The organism is Rohdeia mirabilis (assembly GCA_007750655.1).
Classification (GTDB): Bacteria; Planctomycetota; UBA1135; order UBA1135.
Map to the genome: position 1 here is coordinate 4,685,982 of CP036290.1, position 18,991 is coordinate 4,704,972.

The 18,991-nt window shown below is 70.2% G+C and carries 12 protein-coding genes; 5 read left to right on the plus strand and 7 right to left on the minus strand.

The features are described 5' to 3' along the window. The first annotated feature begins 73 nt into the window (after nt 1–73). Nucleotides 74–2,740, plus strand: a complete 2,667-nt coding sequence (locus Pla163_RS17440) for an FG-GAP repeat domain-containing protein (RefSeq protein ID WP_145191622.1) — start codon at nt 74–76, stop codon at nt 2,738–2,740. Nucleotides 2,741–2,886: 146 nt separating this feature from the next. Here the strand turns inward: Pla163_RS17440 and Pla163_RS17445 are convergent, their stop codons facing one another. After that, nucleotides 2,887–4,017, minus strand: a complete 1,131-nt coding sequence (locus Pla163_RS17445; protein WP_145191625.1) for an acyltransferase family protein — start codon at nt 4,015–4,017, stop codon at nt 2,887–2,889. 406 nt (nt 4,018–4,423) lie between these two features. Between Pla163_RS17445 and Pla163_RS17450 the strand changes: the two genes are divergently transcribed. Both Pla163_RS17450 and Pla163_RS17455 read left to right on the plus strand, forming a co-directional pair. Further along, nucleotides 4,424–6,025, plus strand: coding sequence for a M14 family metallopeptidase (locus Pla163_RS17450; RefSeq protein ID WP_419186094.1), 1,602 nt, complete (start codon nt 4,424–4,426; stop codon nt 6,023–6,025). 45 nt (nt 6,026–6,070) lie between these two features. Further along, a complete protein-coding gene (locus Pla163_RS17455) occupies nt 6,071–7,660 on the plus strand; it encodes an aryl-sulfate sulfotransferase (RefSeq protein WP_145191631.1) in 1,590 nt (529 codons plus the stop codon). A gap of 18 nt (nt 7,661–7,678) precedes the next feature. Here the strand turns inward: Pla163_RS17455 and Pla163_RS17460 are convergent, their stop codons facing one another. The 4 genes from Pla163_RS17460 to Pla163_RS17475 all read right to left on the minus strand — a co-directional run bounded on the left by Pla163_RS17460 (nt 7,679) and on the right by Pla163_RS17475 (nt 13,375). Further along, nucleotides 7,679–9,532, minus strand: coding sequence for an NHL repeat-containing protein (locus Pla163_RS17460; RefSeq protein ID WP_145191635.1), 1,854 nt, complete (start codon nt 9,530–9,532; stop codon nt 7,679–7,681). A gap of 254 nt (nt 9,533–9,786) precedes the next feature. Further along, entirely contained in the window at nt 9,787–11,841 is a 2,055-nt protein-coding gene (locus Pla163_RS17465) for a hypothetical protein (protein WP_145191638.1), read from the minus strand. A gap of 256 nt (nt 11,842–12,097) precedes the next feature. After that, complete coding sequence (locus tag Pla163_RS17470) at nt 12,098–12,592, minus strand: SixA phosphatase family protein (RefSeq protein WP_145191642.1); 495 nt, start codon at nt 12,590–12,592, stop codon at nt 12,098–12,100. Nucleotides 12,593–12,673: 81 nt separating this feature from the next. Beyond that, nucleotides 12,674–13,375, minus strand: a complete 702-nt coding sequence (locus Pla163_RS17475; protein ID WP_419186095.1) for a glycosyltransferase — start codon at nt 13,373–13,375, stop codon at nt 12,674–12,676. Nucleotides 13,376–13,445: 70 nt separating this feature from the next. On the opposite strand from Pla163_RS17475, the gene Pla163_RS17480 reads away from it, so the two are divergent. Then, on the plus strand, nt 13,446–14,549 hold the full coding sequence (locus Pla163_RS17480) for an alcohol dehydrogenase catalytic domain-containing protein (RefSeq protein WP_145191648.1): 1,104 nt from the start codon (nt 13,446–13,448) through the stop codon (nt 14,547–14,549). After that, on the plus strand, nt 14,546–15,301 hold the full coding sequence (locus Pla163_RS17485) for an alpha/beta hydrolase family protein (protein WP_145191653.1): 756 nt from the start codon (nt 14,546–14,548) through the stop codon (nt 15,299–15,301). Before Pla163_RS17480 ends, Pla163_RS17485 begins: the two co-directional genes overlap by 4 nt. 23 nt (nt 15,302–15,324) lie before the next feature. Here Pla163_RS17485 and Pla163_RS17490 read toward each other — a convergent pair whose 3' ends face one another. Next, complete coding sequence (locus tag Pla163_RS17490) at nt 15,325–16,377, minus strand: hypothetical protein (RefSeq protein ID WP_419186096.1); 1,053 nt, start codon at nt 16,375–16,377, stop codon at nt 15,325–15,327. A gap of 1,323 nt (nt 16,378–17,700) precedes the next feature. After that, the gene (locus Pla163_RS17495; RefSeq protein ID WP_145191659.1) at nt 17,701–18,942 is read right to left on the minus strand and encodes a bifunctional 3,4-dihydroxy-2-butanone-4-phosphate synthase/GTP cyclohydrolase II; all 1,242 of its coding nucleotides are present in this window, start codon (nt 18,940–18,942) and stop codon (nt 17,701–17,703) included. Nucleotides 18,943–18,991 lie beyond the last annotated feature (49 nt).

Below are 18,991 nucleotides of genomic sequence, written 5' to 3' on the forward strand. Positions count from 1 at the left end.
CCTCGCCGGCCCGCCGCTCTGCTCGACTCGCTCAGCTCGCTCGCCCCACCGAACCGCTCCGCCCTCGCGACCCATGACGCTCGCCCGCCGCGCTCTGCCCGCGCTCCTCGTTCTCGTCGCCGCCGTTTCGCCCGCTCTTTCGACCGCCGCCCCGGCGACGGCCCAGTCCACCTGCACCGCCGACGGCGCCTTCGAACTGCTCGGCGGCGGCACGCCCGGCGCACACGGCGCACCGCGGCTCGTCCTCGACGGCGCGCCGCTCGTCGGACGGCCGTTCGGGATCCGCGTCGAACACGCAAGCTCGCTCGCAGCCGGCTACCTGGGGCTCGGAGCGTTCGACGCGCCGACCCCGCTTCCGAACTTCGGCGCCGTCGCGCACCCGGGCGCGCTGTTCCTGCTCGCACCGTTCACGACCTCGGACAGTGGCACGAGCGCAGAGATCGTCGCGCTCGCCGCCGTCGAGCCGTACCTGTGCGGCGTCAGCTTCGTCGCCCAGGCCTTCGTGGTCGACGCGACGGCCCAGGGCGGACTCGCGTTCACCGGCGGGCGCCGCGTGGCGTTCGGTGCGTACGAGTCGGGGCCGCTGTTCCGGGATCAGGTGGCGCCGTCGGCCTTCCAGGCGAGTCACGTACAGCTCGCCGACTTCGACGAGGACGGGTGGCTCGACGCGCTCGTGTTCGACGACGAGTCGTCGGCCCGCGCGATCAACGCCGGCCTCGAGGGTGGCAGCTTCGAAGCAGCAGGACCTAGCCATGGCACCTACGGGGGCAGCCGGAACTGGCGCCGGGCCGTCGACATCGACCAGGACGGACACCTGGACCTGGTCTCCACGCGCCTTCAGCTCGTCGTCGAGCTGGGCAACGGCGATGGGACCTTCCAGCCGCCGGTGATCCTGCCGGCCCCCGTGAGCGGCATCGGGTCCGGTCCGTACGTCGACCTGGCGGGCGACCTCGAGATTGCCGACGTGGACGGCGACGGAGATCTGGACGTGCTCGCCACGGCGAGTTCGCGGAACGCCCTGTACGTGGCTCGCAACGACGGGGCCGGCGGGTTCACGGACTTCGTCGAGAGCTTCACGGGCCCGTCCCCCCAGTCCACTTTCGTGTCGGAGACGTACCCCCACCATCTCGCCGTCGGCGACCTCGACGGGGACGGGGTGCTCGATGCAGTCACCACCAACCCTGCCAACCAGAACCACGTGATCCTCCTGGGTGCCGGCGACGGCACCTTCGCCGTGCACGGCACGCTCCCCTGGGAGAACTACGTGACGTGGTTCGAGCTCCGCGATGCGAACCAGGACGGAGCGCTCGACCTGTTGGTGCTGGAAGTGAACACCAGGGTCCTGCGCGTGCACCTGGGCGACGGAACGGGTGGATTCGCGAGCGGCGTCGTATCGCCTCTTCCCTCCGATCCGACGAGCGCCGTGTACACCGACTTCGACGGCGACGGGATCGCCGACCTGCTCGTGGGGCTCGACGCCTCCAGTGCGGATCCGAACCTACCGGACGGACGGCTGCTGGTGATGAGCGGCTCCGGTGGTGCGACCTTCCACCCGGGCGCGCAGTACGAACTGCAGTTCGGGAAGCCGGGCATCGCCGCAGCGGACCTCGACGGGGATGGGCTCCTCGATCTGGCCTACGTGTCCGCAGCCTACGAGCGGCTCGCGACCCTGATGGGGAGCGCGCCCGGAGCGTTCGAGCGTGCGAATCGAATCATCACGGCCGAGGCACCGCGCGCTCTGGCGACCGCCGACGTGAACCTCGACGGCTACGACGACGCGATCACGCTCGAGTCGGACCCGTTCCCGGTCGTCGCGCGCGTGGTGGTTCGGCTCGGTTCGGCGAACGGTCTCGGGCTCGCGGTGAGCAACCTCGCCCCCGTGGGCACCGGCACGTTCCTCGTGGTGCAGGACGCCACGTCGGACGGAATCTGCGACCTGATCGAGCGGGACGGGAACGCGTTGCTCGTGCGCGCCGGCGACGGGAGCGGCGCGTTCGGAACTGCGACGGTGGTGAAGTTCCCGACCGACCCCGGCCCCGTGGAGGTGGCCGATGTGGACGGCGACGGCCGCGTGGACCTGGTCGCGCATCTGGCGGCGACGGGCGAGGTTGCCGTGCTGCGGGGACTCGACAGCGGCGGTTGGACGAGCACTCCGCTGCTCTCGCCGCTTCCGTACGACGTGCGCGACCTCGAGCTCCAAGACCTCGACGGCGACGGCGTGCTCGACCTCGTTGCGGCAGCTGCCGACGGCCCTCCCATCCCTTCGATGCTGGTTGCGACGGGGCACGGTGACGGGACGTTCGGCAACGCGCTCGGCGTCGGTTCCGGCGCGATCGGCCTCGAGGTCACGGCTGCGGACCTGAACGGCGACGGGCTGCTCGACCTGGCCGCGATCAACGACGCGTCCTGGGACCTGAGCGTCGTGCTCGGCCACCCGAGCGGGCACTTCGTGAACGAACAGCGCCTGCCGATCGGCTTCTTCCCCAGCAGTCTCGACGCGTTCGACGCGAACGGGGACGGACACACCGACCTGGTCGCCTACTGCGGCTACGACGTCGAAGCGCGCGTCTGGCTGGGCGACGGCGGCGGAGCCTTCACCGAGCGGATCGGCGTGGTGGGCGGACGCGACCCGTACCTGATGCGCACGGCGGACGTGGACGGCGACGGGCTGCGTGACCTGCTCGTCCTGTCGTCGTACCCGCGCGAGATCATCGTCCACCACAGCCGGCTGCTGCGCTGAACGCTTACGGAGTCAGACCCCGACCCGTTGATCGACCGACCAGAAGTGCCGCACGAGGCGGTCGCTCGCGGCGACTCGAAGGGAGGGCGCGAACGAGCGTGGTGTGACTCCTCGGCCCGGCTCGTGCGGCACTCTTGGTCGGTCGATCAACGGGTCGGGGTCTGACTCCGTATCGGTATCGCGCGCCGGAACCGCTTCCCGAACCCCATGATCGGCCGCTCGACCAGGTGGTAGCTCGCGATCGCGGCGGCGAACGACAGGGCGACGGCGAGGGCCATGTCCCAACCGGTCAAAGCGCCCGACCGCGCGCGCCCGTCCACGTCCATGAAGAAGAAGACGGGCAGGTGGTAGAGGTAGAGGCCGTAGCTGATGCGGCCGACGTAGCGCAGGACGACGAAGGGCGGATCCAGCCAACGCACCTTCGGGATGCGGTCGGCCATGATCGTCAGGGTCACGAGGCCCAGCGACACGCCGCCCATGCCGACCATTCGATTGATCGCGATGAACGTGCGCTTGTCGGCGTCGAGCAAGCTTTCCACGTACCACAGGTAGCCCCAGTTGATCGCGGCGAGCGAGATGATCGCGAGCGACACCGTGGACCAGAAGCGCACCAGCGCGCGGTCCGCCATCAACCGCTGGTACACCGGCTCGCCGAAGGCCAACAGCCCGCCGAGCGCGAGGCTGAACATGCGGATCGGCGTGAAGGCCTGGCCCATCGACATGCTCTCGAGCAGGCCGTAGCGCGCGACCCAGTACGCGACGGCCATGGAGACCGGCACCATGACGAGTCCGGTCACCGCGATCGCGAGGCGCCGCGGCAACAGGTACACGAGCAGCGGCCACAGCAGATAGAAGTGCTCTTCGACCGCGAGCGACCAGGTGTGGCTCAGCGGCGAGAAGGGCACCTCGAGCCGGTAGAAGTAGAAGTTCGACAGGTAGGTCGCGACCCACGGGATCTCCGGCCCCCAGCGCACCACCGCGACGATCGCCGTCAAGAGGTAGAAGGCCGGGAAGATCCGCAGCGCGCGCCGCGCCCAGAACCAGCGCAGCGGCACGCCGGCCTCGCGATCCGACATCAGGATGCGCGTGATCAGGAAGCCCGACAGGACGAAGAACAGGTCGACGCCGAGGTAGCCGGGCGCGAACCGCATCTGGATCTGCGCCGCCCACTCCCAGGTCTTCATCGTGAGCGGCGTGTGCTCGAGGACGACGAGCAACGCGGCGACCGCGCGCAGGCTGTCGAGGCTGCGCACGTAGCGGGGGGAGTCGGGATTCACGGCGGGGAGGAGGGGCGCTCCGCCCGAAGGCTAGCCCACCGGGGCTCGGCGGGCCGCGCGGGGCGGGCCGGTTCCGTCGAGCGGACGGGACGGGCGCGGGGGCGGCGCCGCGTGTGGTCGGCGGGGTGGGGCCGCGGGACGCAGGAGCCGTGCACGACGGTCGCGATCGCGCGGTGCGCGGCAGCGGGCGGTTCGAGCGCTCGGACAGGCCCGGTCGCGACGGATCGGCGCCCCTGCGGTGGACAGGCGTGACGCAGCGGCCCAGCTTCGCCTCGCCGACGGCCCGACCCACCTCGCCCGGCCCGGCCCCCCCGACGGCTCGGCCATGGCCCGCCACCTGTGCCTGCGTACCCTCTGGAGCCCGCGCCCGCGCCCGCTCGCCGCCCGCCCCCCATCGACGCCGCCCATGACTCGCGCCACCCGGCTCCTCGTCCTCGCCGCTCTCGCCACCGCCTGCGTCGCCACACCCGGGCGGCCGGACCTGGTGCGCTTCGCGTACGCGCCCGACGAGCTGCCGACCACGGCCGAGGCGTCCGGCTTCACCCGCACGTCGGAGCACGCAGCGGTCGTGGCGCACTTCGAGCGCATCGCGACCGCCTCGGACCTGGTCGCGCCGATCTCGCTGGGCACCTCGCACGAGGGGCGCGACCTCCTGGCGGTGCTGATCGCCGACCCGCCGATCGCTTCGGCGGCCGAGGCGCGCGCCAGTTCGAAGCCGCTCGTGTTCCTGTTCGGCAACATCCACGCGGGCGAGGTCTGCGGCAAGGAAGCGCTCGGGATGATCGCGCGCGAGTTGGCCGGTGGGTCGCCGCTGCTGGAACACGTGAACGTCGCGATCCTTGCGAACTACAACCCGGACGGGAACGACGCGATGGCGCCCGACAACCGACCCGGTCAGATCGGCCCGGAGACGATGGGCGAGCGCGCGAACGCGTTGGGACTCGACCTCAACCGCGACTGGGTGAAAGCCGACGCGCCGGAGACGCGAGCGTTCATCCGCTTCTTGAACGCGTACGACCCGCTGGTGATCGTCGACACGCACACGACGAACGGCTCGCACCACCGCTACACGATCACCCACCAGGGTCCGAAGCACCCGGCCGGTGACCGCCGCGTGATCGAGTACGTGCGCGACACGCTCCTGCCCGACGTGGACGCGCGCTTCGCGGCGACGACCGACTACGAGAGCTTCGTGTACGGCAACTTCGGTCGCCGCCACCAGATCTGGACCACCTACCCGGCCGAGCCGCGCTACGGCGTCGCCTACCGCGGACTGCGCAACCGGCTGTCGGTGCTGTCGGAGGCGTACAGCTACGCCACCTACCGCGATCGCGTGCTGGGGACGAAGGCGTTCTGCGAAGCGGTGCTCGAACACGTGGCGCAGAACGCTGAGCGCGTCGTCGAGCTGTGCCGAACCGCCGACGCGCGGGCCATCGAGCGCGGCGCGGGCACGGAGCCGAGCGAGCGCCTGCCGCTGCGCGTCGAGGCACGGCCGTTCCCCGGCACCGTCGTGGCCAAGGGCTTCGAGGAGTACGACGCGAACGGCGAACGCACCGAACCCGGCGCGCCGCGCGACTGGGAGGTCGAGGTCGTCAACGACTTCGTTCCGACGCTCGAGGTGGACCTTCCGCGCGCCTACGTCTTCGGACCCGAGTTCGCGGGTGTCGCCGAGCACCTGGAACTGCACGGCATCCGACTCCGGCGCCTCGACACCCCCGTGACGGCGACGCTCGAACGCTACCGCATCACGGATTTCGAACGGGCCGAAGCGCCGTTCGAAGGCCGCGCCCGCGCCGACGTGCGTGCGGCCGAGCGCTTCGACGCGCGCCTCGAACTCGCCGTCGGCACCTACGTCGTGCCGACAGCGCAACCGCTCGGCGCGCTCGCCGCCTACCTGCTCGAGCCCCAGGCGACCGACGGACTCGCTGCCTGGGGCTTCGTCGGCATGGTGCAGGGCGAACCGTTCCCCATCGCGCGCACGAACGACGTCGCCGTCGCCACCGACTGAGCCGCACGGCTCGTCCCCGACCCGCAACCTCTGCTCGGATCCCACATGTTCGCCACGACGATTCTGCTCGTTCCGTTCCTGCTGACGCCGTCCGTGCTCTCTCCTCAGGACGAGCCGGCGCCCGAGAAGCCGCCGGGGTTCCTCTCGGCCAGCGAGTGGGACCCGACGACGCCGCGCGGTGTCCTCGTGAACGATCCGCGCGCGTTCGACGGCCTGACGTTCGTCTCGCCGATCAACAGCACGAAGGGCTACCTGCTCGAGCTCGACGGGACGATCGCGCACGAGTGGCAGTTCGACTCGGCGCCCGGCGAATGGGCGTATCTGCAGAACGACGGCACCCTCTGGCGGTCGGCGCGCCAGGACGAGGACCAGCACTTCCGCGGCGGCGGGATCGGCGGCCGGCTGCAACTCGTCGCACCGGACGGAAGCCTTCTGTGCGACTACGACCTGTCGTCCCTCGGCCTCTGCAACCACCACGACATCGAGATCCTGCCGAACGGCCACATCCTCGTGGTCGCCTGGGAACGCATCGCGCGCGAGACGGCGATCGCGAACGGCCGCGACCCCGAACACGTGGGCGGCGCCGGACTGTGGCCCGACACGATCCTCGAACTGCGCCCCTACGGCGGCAGTGAGTTCGAGATCTTCTGGCAGTGGCGCGCCTTCGACCACCTGGTCCAGGACTTCGACGAACTGAAGGCGAACTTCGGCGACGTCACGAATCCGCGCCGCATCGACGTCAACGGCGACCACCGCGACGCGCCGCCGGTCTCGCGCGCCGAGTCGAAGCGACTCGAGGAGCTGGCGGCACAGCTCGAGGCGCTCGGCTACACCCAGGGCATCGGCACGACGACGGCGAGCAGCGGCGCCGAGGAGACGGACGAGGAGCGCGACCGACGGCGCGCGATGCTGGAACGCTCGGGCGACTTCATGCACACGAACGGGATCGCGTACCACCCGACCTGGGACCTGATCGCGATCTCGACGCCCGAGTTCGGCGAGGTCTGGGTGATCGACCACTCGACCTCGATCGACGAGGCGCGCGGCAGCACGGGCGGGCGCTGGGGACACGGCGGCGATTTGCTGTACCGCTTCGGCAACCCGAAGACCTACGGATGCGGAACGGCCGAAGACCAGCACTTCGGCTACCAGCACGATCCCAAGTGGCTCGACGCTCCGGACGGAACCCTGCGCCTGACCGTGTTCAACAACAACGGCGGCGAGGAGGTGAGCGGCGAGGGCGAGGAGGAGACGACGCGCAACTGGTCGATCGTCGAGGAGCTCGTGCTGCCGTTCGATCGCGAGCGCGGCTTCGTGCGCGAAGAGCGCGAAGCGTTCGGACCCGAAGCGCCCGTCTGGAGCTACGCCGATCCGGACCACTTCTACAGCGCGTTCATCAGCGGTGCCGAGCGACTGCCGAACGGCAACACGCTGATCTGCTCGGGCGCCGGCGGCCGCGTGTTCGAAGTCACGCCCGCGGGCGAGACGGTCTGGAACTACCGCTGCGACCTCGGCGGCGACGTGACGCCGCCGGACCACGCCGGCCACGCACCGAAGGACTCGCTGTTCCGCGCCACGCGCTACTCGCGCACGCACCCGGGTATCGCGGCGATCCTGGGGACCGCGGGCGAGTGACGAGCGGGGCGCCCGACGTCAACGACGCCAACCGCCCAGGGCGAAGAGCGGTGCGACGGACTCGCCGAGCGGCTCGAGCGCGCCCGTGCCGCGGTCCACGCGCACGAAGCGTCGGTTGACGAGATCGTGCCCCACCAACCAGCCGGTCAAGCGGTCGTAGCACAGTCCCGAGAGACCGTTCGCGAGCGTGACCGACTGCGCGGTGGCGAGGCCCGTGGTGGGATCGATGGTCGCCAGTGTGTTCCCGGCGACGACCGTGAGCAGTCGTCGCTCGCGCGTGTCGTAGGCCAACCCGCTGGCACCGGTCAGCCCGAGTGCGCCGATGTCGGTCACGACGCCCGTGCTCGGATCGACCGTCCCGAGGCGCTGCACCGCGGCGAGTTCGTAGACGGCGTACAGCACACCTGCGTCGGAGTCGTGGGCGAGACTCGGGAGCGTCAGGTCCACGTCGGTCACGACGCTCGCGATCGCGCGTGCAGCGGGCACGTCGACCGTCACGAGCGACCTGCGCTGGACGTCGTAGCTGTAGGCGAGCTGATTCCGTGAGTCGTAGGCCAGGCCGTCGAGCCCGACGCCGACCTCGCCCAGCGTCACGGCCGACGGCGCCTCGAGGTCCAGGGTCACGAGTTGGGTCGCGAACGCGTCGAAGGCCACGAACCGCTCGCGCTTCGTGTCCCACGCCAGACCTTCGACCACGATCGACGCGACTCCGGCGAGCGCCGCGTCGGAGGGCGCCGCGGGATCGATCTCGACCGGCAGGCCCTGCACGGCGTCGAACGACACGAGGCGCTCGTTCACCGGATCCCAGGTCAGACCGCGGTTGTCCGTGTTCGACGTGAAGAAGACGAAGGCCGAACTCGCGTCGGTCGGATCGATCTCCCACACCTCGCCGCCGGCCGTCACTCCGAACAGCGTCCCGCCGGCACCCGCGAACGCGAGCCCGCGGAAGTCGGGAGCCGGCAGCGCACCGACGAACGTCGTCGTGCCGGTCGGTGGATCGATGCGTAGGAGCGAGCTGGACCCGGTCTCGATCGCGTAGAGCTCGCGCGCCACCGTGTCGAAGGCCAGGGCGGCGACGCTGGTGAGCCCGATCGGCACGGTCGAGCGCGCGCGTCCGGTCTCGGGGTCGACGGCCATCAGCTCGTCCCGCGCGCCCGAGACCGTGTAGAAGCAGTCCTCTGCCGGGTCGTACACGAGGCGCTCGAGGGACGGATCCGCGTGACCACCGCGCGACGCCGCCGACGCGCCGCCGATGTCCAAGGTCACCAACTCGTCGCGCGCGAGGTCGAGCCCGAACAGCGTGTCCGTGCTCGGCTGGTACGTCAGGCTGCGGAGCTGCGTGGTCGGGAACGGATTGAACGGCACCTCCAGCGTCGCCGTGAAGGCCGCCGGAACGATCGTGTAGACGTCGCTCCCGGCGTTCGCGCGCACGACCTGCGCCGCGCTGTCGTAGGCCAGCGAGTTGTAGGTGGCGAACCCGGTCAGGTCGCCGAGGAACGTCTTCGCGCCGGTCGTCGGGTCGAACGAGTACAGGTCGTCGCTGTTCTCGAGCGAGTACCAGACCGCGTCCAGGTCGTGGAACACGAGCGGTGCGATGTTCGACACGCCCGTCGCCAGGACCTCGAAGTCGCCGCTGCCGCCGGTCGCGATGCTCAGGTAGTCGGTCGTGATCGAGTCCCAGGCGAGCAGCCGCCCCGAGGCCGGATCGAAGAAGAGGTCCGCGATCCCCCGCCGCGGCAGAGGAGCCGCGCGCTGGGCGACGCCCGTGTCGGGGTCCACGGTCATCAGTTGGTCGCCGATCTGATCGACCGCGTAGAAGGTGTTCGTGCGCGTGTCGAGCGTGAGCCCGGTGAGTCCCGGATACCCCCTCACCCCCGGCTCGTTCTGCTCGACGACGCGACCCGTCCCCGGCGCCACCTGAGCGATCGAGCGACTGCCCGAGACGACCCAGGTCCCAGCGCCGCTCGTCCCCGACCTCGATTCGGCGAAACAGCCGAACGCGACGAGGCACGCGGAAAGGACGACGGCGGTGCTGAACGAACGTATGGGCGGTCTGGACGGGGTTCGCGGGAGGGGGCCGCCGCCAGACTATCAGCGTGGCGCGTGAGGCCTGCACGCGCCGCGCGCTACCGCACCCGCCCCGCGAGACCGTGGACCTCGGGCGTCAACTCGGCCACCGTCTCGAACGTGCGCGCGTCCACGTCGATGCGCACGAGGCCGGACTCGGCCGACGCGCCGTAGAGCGTGCCGCTCGGGGCGTCGTAGGTGAGCCCCTGGAAGAAGCCACCGCCCGTGCCCGCCACCGGAGTGAAGGTGCCGAGCGGCGTCACGACGGCCGTGATCGGATCGATGGCGAAGAAGTCCGCGTGGGCACTCACGGCGTAGAGCACGCGCTCCTTCGCGTCGAACGCGAGCCCGTCCGGATTGCCCACGTCCGCCGGGCCGACGACGGTCGCGATCGCGGTGGCCGGGTCGATCGTGACCAGTTCGTCCCCGACGCCGACACCGTAGAGCACCTCGTCGCGCTCGTCCCAGGCGAGCGCCGTCACGGCCGCCGACGAGATGTGGTGGGCGGACGCGAGGATCTCACCCGTCGTCGCGTCGGTGGTCCGCAGCACGGCGCGGTCGCGATCGACCGAGAAGACGCGTCCACCCGCGCGGTCGGCAGCCAGCCCCAGGATCTGCGTGCCGAGGTTGCCGCGGACGAGCGCCGCGCCGGTCGTCTGGTCGATCTCGACGAGCTGGCGCGTGAACGGGTCCACCGCCAGGAGCGCGCCCGTGGACGGGTCGAACTCCATCCCCTCGACGACCCCGTTCCACGCGATGAAGCGATCGGTGGTCGCGGCGGTGGCCGGGTCGATCGAGGCGACGCGTCGCTGCAGCTCGTCGAACACCACCAGTTCGTCCGTGACCGGATCCACGGTGAGAGCGCGCGCACGGCCCACGCCCGTGGTCCCGAGCGCGGTGCTCGCGCCCGTGCTCGCGTCGATGGCGAAGAGTTGGAAGGAACCGAAACGCATGGCGTACAGCGTGTCGTCCGAGGCGCGGTGCACGAGGCAACTGAAGTCCCCGGTGCCCACCGAACCGATGGCCGTCCCCGCGCCGGTGGTCGCATCGACCTCGATCAACAGGTCCGTGTCCTCGTCGATGGCGAACAGCCGCTGGGCGATGCTGTCCCACGCCAGGCTGCGGACCCGCGTGAACCCGACCTCACCGACGGAGCGGATGGCGGCGGTGTCCGGATCGATGGCCACGAGCCGGTCGGTGGCGTTGTCGACGGCGTAGAGCGTGCGCGTGACGGGATCCATCGTGAGCGAACTCAGGCCGTCGCTCGAGTACGCGCCGACGGGCGTCGCGGCTCCGGTCGTCGTGTCGATCGTGACGAGCTGACGCTCCGCCGGGTCGAGACCGAAGAGCGTGTCGGTCGGCGGGTGGTACGCGAGCGAGGTGATGAAGCCGAAGCCGGTGGGACCGACGACGGTGGACGTCAGTGCGAGCGGATCGATGCGGACGAGCTGGTCGGAACCGTCGACCGCGTAGAGCACGCCCTCGACCGGGTGGAAGGCCTGGGCGATGCCGACGGGTCCCGGCAGCGTGAACAGGGTCGCGAGGATCGTGTTGGTCTCGAGGTCGATCTCGCGCACCTGCGCCCCCTCGACCCGGTACCAGGTGCCGTTGCCGCGCGAGAGCGGGTACAGGCTCCCGCTGCCGAAGGATCCGAGGTCCTCGAGCAGACCCGTCCGCGGATCCACACGGACCCGCGTGTTCGCGTCGAAGTCCGAGCCGAGCAGCCGCCCCTGGGCCGGATCGAAGACGAACTCCTGGGCCTGGTACCGCGGCAGGTACGCGACCGGCGCGAGCGCGGCGGTGTCGGGATCGATCGTCACGAGCAGGTCGCGCCCGCGATCGAGCGAGTACAGCGTGCCGTCGCGGGTGTCGACCGAGAGGACGAGGAGCTCCACGTCGCCCGTGCCGGGGCCGCCCCGCGGCGCCGTCCGGCCGCTGTTCAGCCCGACCTCGAAGGTGTCCTGGAAGGTCGCGGCCACGAGGATCGGCTCCGAGCCGCCCCCGCCTCCGCCCGAGCAGGCCGCCAGGCCCGGAGCGAGGCCGACGGCGACGGCGACGGCGAGAGAGGACCAGGAGCGAGGGAAGGAGGGACGCGTGATCGGTTCGGTCTTCATGGTGTTCGCGGAGGTCCGTGCCTCCGCCGACCTGGAAGCGACGCCTGCTCGCGCGGGCTGTCACGAATTGCCGGCCTCGTCCGGGCGCGTTCGCGAACGTGGCGACCGCGCTCACCTGGGCCGCGCCGCTCCGGGCCACCGCGAGCTCGACCTGGCGCTGCGTCGCGCCCGCGGGCTGGGGTCGGGCCTCGAGCGAACCGAGGCGGAGGTCCCGTGCGAGCCGCGACGACGGCCCGACTCCGCCCGGCCGCCGCCGCTACAGCTCCTTCGGCCGCAGAATGCCCGCGAGTCGCCAGCCGCCGAGCAACGCATCGGCCCAGTCGCCGCCGTCGTCGCCGCGTTCGAGCAGCACGGCGTTGGTGGTGGTGAGCCCGATCGGTTCGCCCGACAGCTCGCCGGCCGCGTCCTCGAGGCCCGGGTTGTGACCGAGCACGAGCACCGTGCGCCAGGTCGACTGCCACTGGACCGCCGCGCCGCGGATCGAACCCAGATCACCCAGGTAGAGGTCGCGATCGAACGTGACCTGCGGCGCGGGATCGAACGCTCCGAGCATCAGGTCGAACGTCTCGCGCGTGCGCGCCGCATCGCTCGACCAGACGGCGTCCGGCGTCCAGCCCAGCTCGACCAGGCGCGACGCGACGCGCGGTGCATCGCGGCGACCGCGCTCGTTCAGCGGCCGCGCGTGGTCGGTCTGTCCAGGTTCCGCCCACGAGCTCTTCGCGTGGCGCATGAGGACGAGTCGGTGGGTCATGCTCGGATCGGGCGTCGCCCGGCGCAGGAGGGCCTGGAACCGCGTTCGCGGCGCGCCCGCCAGCCTACCGCGGCAACCGCGTCAGCGCTTGCCGTACCAGACCTCGAGCCCTTCGCGGGATTCGAGCGCGCGCCGGCCGCCGCGCGCGATGCGCCACAGCTGCGCGCCGAGTTGGCCGGGTGTCATGTCGCGCAGCTTGCGGCCCGACGTCACGACGCGCGGCCGCGCCATGACCTCGAAACGACCGATGCGCTTCAGCTTGCGCGCCAGGACGAGTTCCTCGCTGACGTAGCGATCCTCGTCGAAACCACCCACCGCTTCGAACGCGTCGCGCCGCACGAACAGGAAGCAGCCGCCGCACATGCGCGCGAGGCGCAACCCGCGCGAGATGAACCACATCACGAAGTGCCCGTACCAGGGCGCCTCGTCGAACCGCATCAGCGCGCCGCCCGCCACCGCTCCGCGTGCGATGCGCTCGAGCGCCGCGGCGACGAGCGGCCCGTCCACGAACGTGTCGGCGTCGACGAAGACGATCGTCTCGCACTCGGCGTTCACAGCGCGCGCACCGCTGTTGCGCGTGGCCGCGATCTGGCGGTGTTCGACGCGCACCACGCGCGCGCCGGCGGCGGCCGCGAGTTCGCCCGTCCCGTCGCTCGAGCTGTCGTCCACGACGACGACCTCGTAGGGCCGACCCACGTGTTCGCCAGCGGCCTGCACGCACGCGATCACGCGCTCGATGGTGGCCGCCTCGTCGTGGGCGGGAATGACGAAGGAGACGGTCATGGGTGCAGCGTCGGAAGCGCGCCGGACGCGGGCGCTCGGAAGCCTATCGGCCGCTGCTATCCTCCTTCCGATGAAGATCCGCGCCGCCGTCCTCGAAGAGTTCGCCAAACCCCTCGTCGTCCAGGAAGTGGACCTCGCGCCGCCCAAGGCCGGCGAGGCGCTGGTCCGCATCACGTCCTGCGGCGTGTGCCACACCGACCTGTACACCGCGTCGGGGGTCGACCCGAGCGGATACGCGCCGACGGTCCTCGGGCACGAGGGCGCCGGCGTGGTCGAAGCGGTCGGCGAGGGCGTCACGTCGGTCGCGGTCGGCGATCACGTGGTCACGCTGTTCTCGCCCGAGTGCGGCCAGTGCGCCCACTGCACGAGCGGCAAGACGAACATCTGCACCGCGATCCGCGCCGAGCAGGGACAGGGGCACCTGCCCGACGGCACCACGCGCCTGTCGCGGAACGGCGTGCCGATGAAGCACTTCATGGGCACGAGCACGTTCGCCGAGGCCGCGATCATGCCCGAGATCGCGCTGGCGAAGATCCACCCGGAGGCGTCGCTTGACGCGGCCTGCCTCCTGGCCTGCGGCGCCACGACCGGCATCGCGGCGGCCCTGTGGAAGGCCGAGGTCGAGGCCGGAACGACCTGCGTCGTGTTCGGCGCCGGCATGGTCGGACTGGGCGCGGTGGTGGGCGCGAAACTGCGCGGCGCCGAGCGCATCGTCGTGTTCGACCGCTCCGCCGAGCGCCTCGAGCTGGCGAAGAAGTACGGCGCGACGCACACCTTCGTGGCCGACGAGAACAACGTGCAGCGCGTGCTCGACCTGACCGACGGCATGGGCGCGGACTACACGTTCGAGGCCACGGGGCTGGTCGGCGTGATGGGCGAAGCGGTCGAGGCGGCGCGCATGGGCTGGGGCCTGTGCACGATCCTCGGTGTGGCGGGCAAGGGCGAGACGCTCGACATCGTGCCGCGCCTGTTGATCACCGGGCGGCGTGTCCAAGGTGGCAGCTTCGGCGGCGCGAAAGGCCGCACCCACGTGCCGCAACTCGTCGACATGTACATGGCCGGCAAGATCGATCTGGACAGCTTCATCAGCCACCGCATGCCGCTCGAGGACGTCAATCGCGCGTTCGAGCTGATGGAGAAGAAGGACGGCATTCGCACGGTGCTGAACCCGTGAGTGGCGCGAACAACATCGGTAGTGCGGAGGTTCGCAACGCAGCGGGCGAACGGCTCGACCTGGCGTTCCACCCGGCGCGGACGGAGGGCGACGCCCTGCTCGTGATCGGACACGGCGTGACGGCGAACAAGGACCGCGCGTTCCTGGTGGCATTGGCCGAAGCGGTGGCCGAGCGAGGCATCGCGGCCCTGCGCTTCAGCTTCAGTGGCAACGGCGACTCGGAGGGCCGCTTCGAGGACTCGACGATCACGAAGGAAGTGGCCGATCTCGGTGCGGTGCTCGACGCGGTCGAAGCCAGCGGCCCGTGGCGCATCGCCTACGCCGGGCACTCGATGGGCGGCGCGGTCGGCGTGCTGCGCGCGAGCGAGGACCCGCGTCTCACCGCGCTCGTGTCGCTGGCCGGGATGGTTCGCACGGCACAGTTCGCAGAACGCAAGTTCGGCGACCAGCAGCCGGGCGCGTCATTGATGTGGGACAAGCCCGAGTGTCCCTTGAGCCAGACGTTCATGGACGACATGCGCCTGATCGGCTCGGTGCTGGACCGCGCGCCGAAGATCGAGGTGCCGTGGCTGCTCGTGCACGGCGACGCGGACACGGTGGTCCCGGTCGAGGACACGTTGGATGCAGCGCGGGCGGCTCCGAACGCGACGACGGCGCTCTTGCCCGGCGCCGATCACGTGTTCTCGGACGACGCTACGGCGCAGATGCTGGACGAGACGGTTCCGTGGCTCGTGGAGCGGCTGCTGGTGTAGGTGGACGGCCAGTCGGTGGGGCCTCAGCGGCCGCCAGCGGTCAACGCACCCCGCAACACCCCGTCGACTCGACGTACCGTCAAGCCGCGACTCGACCCACTGCCCGGATAGCTCGCTTCGATGTCGGGCAGGACCAGCCCCGACTCGAGCATCGTCGGCAGAAGATCCGCAGCGAAGGTCGCCCTCGATCCCTGCGGCCAGCCGGGTGGAGCCACGCCGACGATCTCGGGAAGGTCCGCGTCGCGAGCGTTCGCGGGTGGGCTCGGCGGATCGCTATCGGTGATGACGACGGTCACGCCCGGTTCGAGGACGAAGCGGTCGGTCTCCACGCCGTCTCCCGCCCTCTGCAGACGTCCGAACAGTGGCGGCGTGGCGGCGCGCGTGCAGATCCAGCATTCGACCGCATCGACCGGCACGTCGAGCGCGGCGACTCGGTCATCGAAGATCAACGTTTCGTCGGTCGAGCGCGTCCGCCCATCCGCGAACAGGACGAAGACCTCTGCCTGCTCGTACTCGTCGCCGTGCTGCAGCGAGGGAGCGAAGACTGCCACGTTGCTCGCCGGCACTTCGGCGAGGTCGATCCGCAGTTCGACCGAAGGGATCAAGTCCTCGTACAAGGCGGAGACGGACTTGGATTCGATGAAGTCCAGCTCACTTCTTGCGAACCTCCAGTCCGCGAGCTGCAACCGTACTTCCTGGAACCGCGTCGGTAGGAAGAGAGAGACTCCCGTTCGAAGATCGAAGGGGACCAATTCGTGAATGAGCACGCCGACCGGTGGTGATTCGAGGATCAGGAGATTCAGTTCCAGCCGCGACTTCAGGTAACCGGCAGCGACGGAGTCGACGACGTGCTCGCCATCCACGAAGACGTTGACATCGACATCGACATGCACCCCTCCTGGAAGAACGACGGGCCCGACATCGACGACTTCTCCTCCGCGGACGTTCGCATGCCGTGCTTCCAGTGCGAAGTCGTCGACCCTCTCCTTCCCCGCCAAGAACGTCAGTGTGTACTGCCCCTCCGGGAGTTCGTCGAACTCGAAGTCACCATCTTCGTCGAAGTCTCGAGCCTCCACGCGCATGCGATAGTCGGCGCCCGACGTCCCGTCCGCGTACACCGGTCGCACGACACGAAAGAGCTCCACCGCGACCCAGGTCCAACCAGCGAGCCGATCGACTGCGAGGGCGCCCCGGATCGAACCGAGACGCGAGCTGGAGCCGACGAAGCGAGCGTGTGACTCGTCGGCCAATTCGAAGACTCCGGAGAGGCTCGAGAGCGTCGTGAGGTTCTGCGCCCGGCGAACTGGGTCGACGGAAGGACCGGGTGGATCACATGCGACCTCCAGCCCAGGCTCGGCGAACCACCGGTAGCCGGACTCGGTCGTCGGCACGCCGGCCCAACTCGCGTTTCCATCCGCGCCGGTCGTGCGACGCATGCCTCGACTCTCCAGGAAGGCGCAGAAGCGCCAGAAATCCGGATCGCGATAGCGGTCGGACTCTAGTGCGAGCAGTTCCGCCACGTCCGTCGCGCACCCCTTCGCGGACTGCGCCTCGATGAGGGCCGCCGCGTCGCCATCGGCGACCAACGCCGCACTGTCACGCGCGAAGCGGGTGGAATGGAGACTCGCGAGGCGCGCTGCCGGCGCGAGCCATTGCTCCACCGTCTCAACTCCTGCGAACGTCCCCGACCACGCGTCCAGGACGTCGGGCGCCAGGCCGAGTTCGACACCTTCGATACCCGCGCCCTGGGGGTCCAAGATGCGGACCGACACCTGGGCCCGTCGGGGCAACTCGACGACCCACGACCCGCTCGCCTCGGGAACGACGAAGGAGGTCGGTGGGTAGTCCTCCGCGTCGACGTGGACCAGGAGTGCGCGCTCGGCCAGCTTCGGATCGACTCGCAGCTGGAGTTCACCCGCGTCGTCGGTCGTCCCTTCGACGAAGTGAAGGGCACTGCCTTCTTCGAACGCGGAGCGAACCCGGGCGCCGGCGACCGGAATTCCGCCGCCGTGCGCTTTCACCTCGAGCGTGACCGTCGCCCGTGACGAGTCGGCGAGGCTCATCCGTCCGCTCTCGGCGGGCACCTGCAGCACGTTCGAACCGGACCGCGACTCCGTCGGCGAAGCGTCGCTCGACCCGGTGAGCGCTGGCGACGTCGTTCGACTGCGGCTCTGTCCCCCACCATCCGCGCGCGTGAAGATCCAGAGCGCAACAAGGAAGAGCGCTGCACCGACGACCACCAGCCCGGACCTGGACCCTCCCGACGAATTCCTCATGCGTCGAGTGTAGGTAGCTTCGGTACGGCGTCAGGCACACATCTGCGGCCTGCCGCGACAAGTCGCTGCGAATCGCAGCGACATCGGCGGCAGGTGGCAGCTGCGTGCCTGACGCCGTACCGATCACTCCTCCACGTGGTCGAGCAGGTGCCCCAGCTTCTCGCGTTTCGTGCGCAGGTACTTCGAGTTCACGTCGTTCGGCGCCATCTTGATCGGCACCTGGTCCACGACCGACAGGCCGTAGCCCTCGAGGCCGGCGATCTTGCGCGGGTTGTTCGTGAGCAGGCGCATCTTGCGCACGCCGAGGTACGTGAGGATCTGCGCGCCGAGGCCGTACTCGCGCAGGTCGGGCGGGAAGCCGAGCGCCTGGTTCGCCTCGACGGTGTCGAGCCCCTCGTCCTGCAGTTGGTAGGCCTTCAACTTCGCCGCCAGACCGATGCCGCGGCCCTCCTGGCGCATGTAGACGAGCACGCCGTACTTCTGCTCGGCGAGCTTCTCGATCGCGTGCTCGAGCTGCGGGCCGCAGTCGCAGCGCAGGCTGCCGAACACGTCGCCCGTCAGACACTCGGAGTGCACGCGCACGGTCACGGGCTCGTCGATCGGCTCCCGCGGGCCATCGATCCCCGGTCCGGGCATCGCCTCGGTGCACAGGGCCAGGTGCTCGCGACCGTCGACGACCGAGCGGAACATGTGCACCTTGAACTTGCCGAAGCGCGTGGGCATCGACAGGTCCATCTGCACCGGCTCGATCAGGCGCTCCTTCTGGCGGCGGTACGCGATCAGGTCGGCGATCGTCACGATCTGCAGGCCGTGCTTCTCGGCGAAGACCTCGAGGTCCGGCATGCGCGCCATGTCGCCGTCGTCCTTGATGATCTCGCAGATCACGCCGGCTTCGCGCGCGCCCGCGAGCCGCGCCAGGTCGATCGTCCCCTCGGTCTGACCGCCGCGCACCAGAACGCCGCCCGACTTGGCCCGCAGCGGGAAGATGTGCCCGGGGCGCGCGAGATCGCGCGGGGTGGAGGCGGGGTCCGCAGCCACCCGGATGGTGCGCGCCCGGTCGGCGGCGCTGATCCCGGTCGTGACGCCGGTCGTCGCCTCGATCGAGACCGTGAACGCGGTGCCCATCCGACTGGTGTTGTGCGGCACCTGGGGCGGCAGATCGAGCTGATCGGCCACGGCGTCGCTCATTGGCATGCAGATGAGCCCCCGGGCCTCGCGGATCATGAAGTTGATGTCCTCGGCCGTCACGTGCTCGGCGAGCATCATCAAATCGCCCTCGTTCTCGCGACCGGGGTCGTCGACGAGGATGATCATCTTTCCGGCGCGGAGGTCGCGCAGGGCTTCTTCGATGCGTGCGATCGGCATGACTCGGGGAATCTGGGAGGTGGCTCTGAAGGGGCTGGCCTGACATGCT